Origin of the sequence: Halothiobacillus sp. (assembly GCF_028710545.1) — a bacterium.
Taxonomy (GTDB): domain Bacteria; phylum Pseudomonadota; class Gammaproteobacteria; order Halothiobacillales; family Halothiobacillaceae; genus Halothiobacillus.
On sequence record NZ_JAQTTX010000083.1, the window covers coordinates 1 to 6,965 of the forward strand.

Consider the following 6,965-nt stretch of genomic DNA (forward strand, 5'->3'; position numbering starts at 1 on the left):
CCGGTTTGCCGCCGGGAATGCGCAAATCAACCAGGCGTCGCTCGGCGAACAGGGACAGATTCGCCCCGACCGACTTGAGACTATTCCAGTCAAAGCGCCCCTCCACCTCGAACCGCAGGCGTTCGGTAACGCCGGCCGTTCGCGCCTGTCGGGCAATGGATTGACGGGCCTCATCCAGTTGCAACCAGTCGTCGCCCACCAGTACATAAAGGGCGGCCAGCTTTTTGGCCAGCGCCGCATCCAGTTGTTCCGGACGCAGATTCACGGATCAGTGTACCGCCGCTGGCGGTTCCATCTTCACGGGCGCACTCAGGCGGTAGAACAACAACCGGGCCAGTGTTTCGGCCAGTTCCTGACGAATCTGGGCCTCGTTACTGGTGGAAGCAATGACACCCGTCGGATCGTAATTGTAGTTACGCGCCTGCCCGATCGTCTGCTCAGGCAGACGCCGTCCATCAGCCAACTCGATGTGATAGGTAATCCGCTGGTACAACTCGTACTGCTGCACGTTTGCCTGCGGTGTAACCACGGCGACACGCTGTTCGACCTGATTGCTGTCGATCACCAGGGTTGCCGATGCCTTGCTCGGGTCGGTCACGAGGGTGCTGTGCGTGTTCCGGAACAGACGTTGCAACTGCTGGTAAACCGGATCGCTGGTACTCATGCCCTGCACATAAACCGATTTGTATACCGGATCGAGCGTTGTCACGCCACGTAGATGATAGCCGCAGCCCCCCAGCGCGAGCATTGCGAGAACGGCCAGCGCACCAAAAAAAGCGATGGCGCGCGATGGCAGGAAACGGGCTAAAAACGAAGAATTCTGGCTGGTCACAGGTTACCCCACCACGATATTGATAAGCCGACCGGGCACGACGATGACCTTCTTGATGGAAACCCCGTCAAGATAGCGTTGCACATCGGGATTGGCCATGGCCGCCGCTTCCTGCATAGACTTGTCGGCCGTTGCCGCCACCAGAATCTTGCCCCGCAATTTGCCGTTTACCTGCACGACGAGTTCGATTTCGTCGCGCACCAGTGCAGCGGCATCAACCTCCGGCCACGGCGCGTCGATCACAAGCCCTGTTCCGCCCACTTCTGACCACAGCGCGTGGGCGATGTGCGGCACGATGGGCGAGAGCATCTTGATCATGTTTTGCAGTACTTCGGTGATGACGCCGCTTGCGACTGGATCGGTCCCTTCAAAACGGTTCAACTCGTTGAACAGCTCCATATTCGCCGCAATCACGGTATTGAAGGTTTGGCGTTTTTCGACATCATCGGTGACACGCGCAACGGTTTCGTGCAGCTTGCGGCGCAGAGCGCGGGCGGCATCGTCCAGCCCGTCGGTCACCAAGGGCGATGGCTGCCAACCGGCCTGTTTGCGGTCGTACACCTGACGCCACAGGCGTTTGAGGAACCGATGCGCACCCTCCACCCCTGCATCGGACCACTCCAAACCCTGATCTGGCGGTGCGGCGAACATCATGAACAGGCGCACGGTATCAGCGCCATATTCCTCGATCAAGGGTTGCGGATCGACCGTATTGCCCTTGGACTTGCTCATCTTGCTGCCGTCTTTATTCACCATGCCTTGGGTGAGCAGGCGGGTGAACGGCTCGGGTTTGTCCTGGGCAATCAGACCTTCGTCGCGCATCAGCTTATGGAAGAAGCGCGCATACAACAGATGCAGCACGGCGTGTTCCACGCCGCCCACATACTGATCGACCGGCAGCCAATAATCGGCACGCTCGTCGAGCATACCCTCGGTGAAATCCGGGCAGGTATAGCGGGCGTAATACCAGCTCGACTCGAAGAAGGTATCGAAGGTGTCAGTTTCGCGCTCGGCGGCACTGCCGCATTCCGGGCAGGTCGTTTCGATGAATTCACGCGACTGCTTGATCGGCGATTGCGGGCCGTTCATCACCACATCGGTCGGCAGGATCACCGGCAGTTGATCGTCCGGCACCGGCACCGCGCCGCAATGTGGGCAGTTGATGATTGGAATCGGGCAACCCCAGTAACGCTGACGCGATACGCCCCAATCGCGCAGGCGGTAGTTGATTTGCACCTGGCCCAGCTTCTTGGCTTCAAGATGCTCGGCAATCGCATCAAAGGCCGTCTCGAAATCCATCCCCGAAAACTCAGCCGAATCGAACAGCTTGCCCTTGGCGGTCATCGCCCCCGAGCTGTAATCATGCGGCTCAATGGACTCGATCACAGGCTTGATCGGTAACCCATACTGCCGGGCGAATGCAAAATCGCGCTCGTCGTGCGCTGGCACCGCCATGACCGCGCCGGTGCCGTATTCCATCAGCACGAAATTGGCCGACCAGACGGGAATCGGTTCGCCGGTCAACGGATGCGTGACGGTGATACCGAGATCGACACCTTCTTTCTCCATCGTCGCCATTTCCGCTTCCGCCACCTTGTGATGACGGCAACGCTCGATATACGCGGCAATGGCGGGATTGGTCTGAGCCGCCTTTTTGGTCAGCGGATGTTCTGCGGCCACGGCAAGGTACGAAACGCCATAGAGCGTGTCTGGTCGCGTGGTGAACACCGTGAGCTTGTTGCCATCGGGCAAGGCAAAATCGACCTGCAAACCACGCGAACGGCCAATCCAGTTGGCCTGCATGGTGCGCACCTGCTCCGGCCAGCCATCCAGTTGCTGCAAATCATCAACCAGTTGATCCGCATAATCGGTGATCTTGATGAACCACTGTGGAATCTCGCGCCGTTCGACCAGCGCCCCGGAGCGCCAGCCGCGGCCATCGATGACCTGCTCGTTCGCCAGCACGGTCATGTCCACCGGGTCCCAGTTCACCACGGCGGTTTTCTTGTAAGCCATGCCCTTGCGCACGAGACGCGTGAATAGCCACTGTTCCCAGCGGTAGTACTCCGGCGTGCAGGTGGCCAGTTCCCGCTGCCAGTCGTAGGCCAATCCTAAGCGCTGCAACTGGCCGCGCATGTAATCGATGTTCTCGAAGGTCCAGCGTGCGGGGGCATCACCGTTCTTGAGCGCGGCGTTTTCCGCGGGCAGGCCGAACGCATCCCAACCCATCGGTTGCAACACGTTTTTGCCGCGCATCCGTTGATAACGCGCGATCACATCGCCGATGGTGTAATTGCGCACATGCCCCATGTGCAGCCGCCCGGAAGGGTACGGAAACATGGACAGGCAATAGAATTTTTCCCGCGTCGGGTCTTCCACCGCGCGAAACACCTGGCGGTCGGCCCACAGACTCTGGGCTTGATCTTCAACTTGGGCGGGAACGTATTGCTCGTGCATCATGGCGATTGGGTGCGTACTTGATTATATAAGGGGGACGATATAAAAACGGCGTCAAGAATACCTGAAAAACCGGACCACTGCCCCAAAAAACCGTGTCCGGGTACATGAACCTCGGTGTATGCTGAGCGCAGATCTTCAGGAGGAATCGCAACATGTCTACCGATGAACAAACCAAAAATACGGCCCACGAAAGCTTGAGCGACCGTTACTACCACTGGCTGGGCACCATCTACGCCCGCCTGCTGGACGATGAAAGCCGGGCGATCAAACGGCACAGTGATGAAATCATCGACGAATCACGAGCCGAGTTGGCCGAGCACGAATACCACCCTGATCTCGTGGACACCCTCCGCATCGACATCGCCAAAGCACAGACTACCCTGCGCCATGACCGCGAAGCCTTTGCGAAGGAATGGCAAAACATCGAGCAAGATCTTGCCAATAAACTGCTGTCGATTGCGGACAAGACCGATGTCGAACTCAATGCGATGCGCGAAGAAGCGAACCTGAAGCGTCACGACACCAAACATCAGGACAAGTGAAGAGGCTGCCCGTGAAACGGTATTTTCTCTGGATTTTGCCCGTACTTGTCACCATCGCGCTTTGTGGGTGTGCATCCACTGCCTGGCGTTCGGGCGGCTCATCGAGTTACATCAGCGGATTTTCCTCTGACGCGTCCCGAGCGTCACCCCGAGTGTACGGCCAGATCAATTCGTCCTACACCCACCGGATCGATTAACTGGATCGACCTTGGCAATAAAAAACCCCGCAACCGTCTCCGGCGCGGGGTTTTCAACTTTAGGACTACGACTGGGTTACTTCGCAGCAGCGTACCGATCGGCAACCGCATCCCAACTGATGACGTCCCAGATGGCCTTGAGGTAATCCGGGCGGCGATTCTGGTAACGCAGGTAGTAAGCATGTTCCCACACATCAATCCCAAGGATGGGCGTGCCCTTGATCTCGGCGATGTCCATGGTGGGGTTGTCCTGATTCGGCGTTGAGCAGACGGCGAGCTTGCCCTGTGCGTCCACGATCAGCCAGGCCCAGCCTGAACCGAAGCGCGTGGCCCCCGCGGTGTTCATCAGATCTTTCAGCGCACTGAACGAGCCGAACGTGGCGTTGATGTCATCGGCGAGTTTTCCAGCTGGCGCATCGCCACCATTCGGAGAAAGAATCGACCAGAAAAGCGCATGATTGTAGTGTCCGCCACCGTTGTTGCGCACGGCCGGCGGGAGTTTGGACACATTCGCCATGATCTCTTCGATGGATTTGTCATCCCATTCGGTACCGGCAATGGCGTTGTTGCAGTTGGTCACATACGCGCCGTGGTGCTTGGTGTAGTGAATTTCCATGGTTTGCGCATCGATGGATTTATCGAGCGCGCCATAGTCGTAGCTGAGTTCCGGAAGTTGAAAAGCCATATCGTGCTCCTGATCTGGGTTGAAAAAGTTAGCAGGTGAAAACTGCCCGAACAAAAAGTCGATGGGCAGACTGGGTTATTCATGTCCTGTTATTTATAACATAGTAGAAGCAGGCTTATTTGCGCTACCCCCGAGAAATTGACCGAAGGGCACTTCGAAAAACCTACTGTGCTGAACAATGCCAGCGTAACACGAAGCTGATGGCAGTCCGGCTCATCTCACTTGAACGGGCGAATACAACGCTGGCGGCCGACCGTAACGGTTTTTCGAGGCGATATAAAGATACTGCCTGAAGTGAGCAGCCAGGCCATGGCCAAACGCCCTGCTACATCCTCAATCCGCGCAACCATTTGACGACATTCAGTACCGAAGACAGCGCCTGGGCCACGTAGGTGAAGGCGGCCGCACGCAGAATCTGCCGCGCCGGTTTTCTTTCGGCCTTACCGAGCCAGCCGCCCTCTTCGAGCATGGGCAGCGCGCGCTTGAAGCTGGCATCCAGTTCGATGGGCAGGTTTGATAACTGCGCCATCAGGGGCACCGCCATCGTCAACACGCCGACGACCAGCATCACCAAGGCGGGCGCAGGTTGCTTTTCGATCAGCGTCACCGCCGGAATCGCCACCAGAATCCAACCGGCCACGCGTTGCGCCCAGGCGCTGCGTTCGACCATCTCCTGGCGTCGGGCGAAAGCCGGATCGCCCTCGGCGTGTTGCAGGGCATGACCGACCTCATGTGCCGCCACGGTAATCGCCGTGAGCGACCGGCCACTAAAATGCGCGGGCGACAATCGCACGCTCCGGGCATGAGGGTCGTAGTGGTCACCTTCCTTGGTGGCCTCGACCGTCACATCACTCAAGCCGCGCCGATCCAGCAGGTAACGCGCCAGATCCGCGCCTGAAAAAGGATAGCGGTCGGCCGGTTGGGCGTGGCGTGCCATTACCTGCCCTACCCACCAGTTCGGCCACCAGGATAACAGTGCCAGCAGGCCCATCGCGGCCAGTAACAAAATCGACATCAGTGAATCCGGTAGATCAGATCACCGCCGGTCGCATCCGGACTGGTGGTGACTTCGATAGAAAACAGATTGCTTAATTTGTATTGCGTGATGATTTCACTCAAGCCATTGACCACACCCACCGCATAACGCACAAAGAGACGGTCACCGATTTGTTTACCCAAGGAAAGCTGCGTATCGCCAAATCCCCCGGAGGTATCCAGACCAACAGAATCAAAGCCGAATTTCTGGCCGATATCACGCACGATATCGTTGCCCTGCGCCACACCCAGACCGGCGATGGCATTCATCAGCATGGCCCGATCACCCGATCCCGAATCGCTCAAGGGCTTTCCGGTCAGCAGTATCGATAATGCATCGGATTCGGGCAACGAGGGCGATGAAAACACGGTGGTTTTGGGTTGATATAACGTCCCCGTGATGTTCAAACCGACCGTGGTGGCGCCAACCACCCGTTGCGCGGTGGCCGCAATCCCCGGATCGCCCAGCGGCCCGACAAACTGTAACCGCCCCTGTTTGACCGCCAGATTTTGCCCGTAGGCTTTGTAGGTGCCGCGGATAAGATCAATTTCGCCGAATGCAGCCAAAGGCCCGTTCGGGCGCAGACGCAGATTCAGCGTACCGGTAAGATCAGTCGAAAACCCCATGCCCGCGAGCGAAACCGCCTTGCCCAGAATCAGTTTGATATCCGCCGTTACGGGATAAGCCGCGGTAGGCATCGGCTTGTTCTCGCCCACAATCACCAAATCACCGGTTGATTTGACCACCGCATCGGGGAGTTTTTCAATGCGCGCGGTCACCGTGGGCAGGGTAATCGAACCGCCGATTCTTGCCCCTGCCTTACTGGCGTCCAGCGTCAGATCCGGGCTGGCATCAATCAATAAACTCGGCAGACGCAATACCGGCACTTCTTGCCCTTGAATCTGCGCCTGCACCTGCCATTGAGGCAGCTTGGCCAAATCGCCCGTGCCCTGAATATTCAGGCGCCCTACCCCCGTTTGCTGCGTGCTTGCTGCGTTACTCGTAGGGTTTTGGGGAACGACACCGTTCAAACCACCGGAAAAAACAAGTTGTCCTTTGCCGTTGATCTGCGCATTGAGCGTGCCGTGATCATAAGCCACGCCGGTATCTGGCAGGGTGAACGCCAGTTGATCGACCACGAGCCGTCCACTGGGTTTGGGTTGATCGAGCGTACCGGCAACCGCAAGATCGGCGCGCGCCTGTCCTTTGAGCC

The 6,965-nt window shown here is 58.0% G+C and carries 6 protein-coding genes and 1 pseudogene; 1 reads left to right on the top strand and 6 read right to left on the bottom strand.

Annotated elements, in window-relative coordinates:
• The 3 genes and pseudogenes from PHD44_RS12005 to leuS all read right to left on the bottom strand — a co-directional run.
• A pseudogene (locus PHD44_RS12005) lies at nt 1-265 on the bottom strand (DNA polymerase III subunit delta); the annotation flags it as partial.
• A 3-nt stretch (nt 266-268) separates the two neighbouring features.
• A complete protein-coding gene (gene lptE / locus PHD44_RS12010; RefSeq protein WP_300192050.1) occupies nt 269-832 on the bottom strand; it encodes an LPS assembly lipoprotein LptE in 564 nt (187 codons plus the stop codon).
• A 3-nt stretch (nt 833-835) separates the two neighbouring features.
• Entirely contained in the window at nt 836-3,289 is a 2,454-nt protein-coding gene (gene leuS, locus PHD44_RS12015; protein ID WP_300192060.1) for a leucine--tRNA ligase, read from the bottom strand.
• Between the two features lie 155 nt (nt 3,290-3,444).
• On the opposite strand from leuS, the gene PHD44_RS12020 reads away from it, so the two are divergent.
• On the top strand, nt 3,445-3,834 hold the full coding sequence (locus PHD44_RS12020; RefSeq protein WP_300192052.1) for a hypothetical protein: 390 nt from the start codon (nt 3,445-3,447) through the stop codon (nt 3,832-3,834).
• A 273-nt stretch (nt 3,835-4,107) separates the two neighbouring features.
• On the opposite strand, the gene PHD44_RS12025 is transcribed toward PHD44_RS12020, so the two are convergent.
• The 3 genes from PHD44_RS12025 to PHD44_RS12035 all read right to left on the bottom strand — a co-directional run.
• Nucleotides 4,108-4,716, bottom strand: a complete 609-nt coding sequence (locus PHD44_RS12025; RefSeq protein ID WP_300192054.1) for a superoxide dismutase — start codon at nt 4,714-4,716, stop codon at nt 4,108-4,110.
• A 325-nt stretch (nt 4,717-5,041) separates the two neighbouring features.
• Nucleotides 5,042-5,731 carry a zinc metallopeptidase gene (locus tag PHD44_RS12030; protein ID WP_300192056.1) on the bottom strand — a complete coding sequence of 230 codons (690 nt, stop codon included), beginning with the start codon at nt 5,729-5,731 and terminating at the stop codon, nt 5,042-5,044.
• Nucleotides 5,731-6,965 (bottom strand): translocation/assembly module TamB domain-containing protein (locus PHD44_RS12035; protein WP_300192058.1); only part of this gene is annotated, 1,235 nt, incomplete at its 5' end. The genes PHD44_RS12030 and PHD44_RS12035, both read right to left, overlap by 1 nt.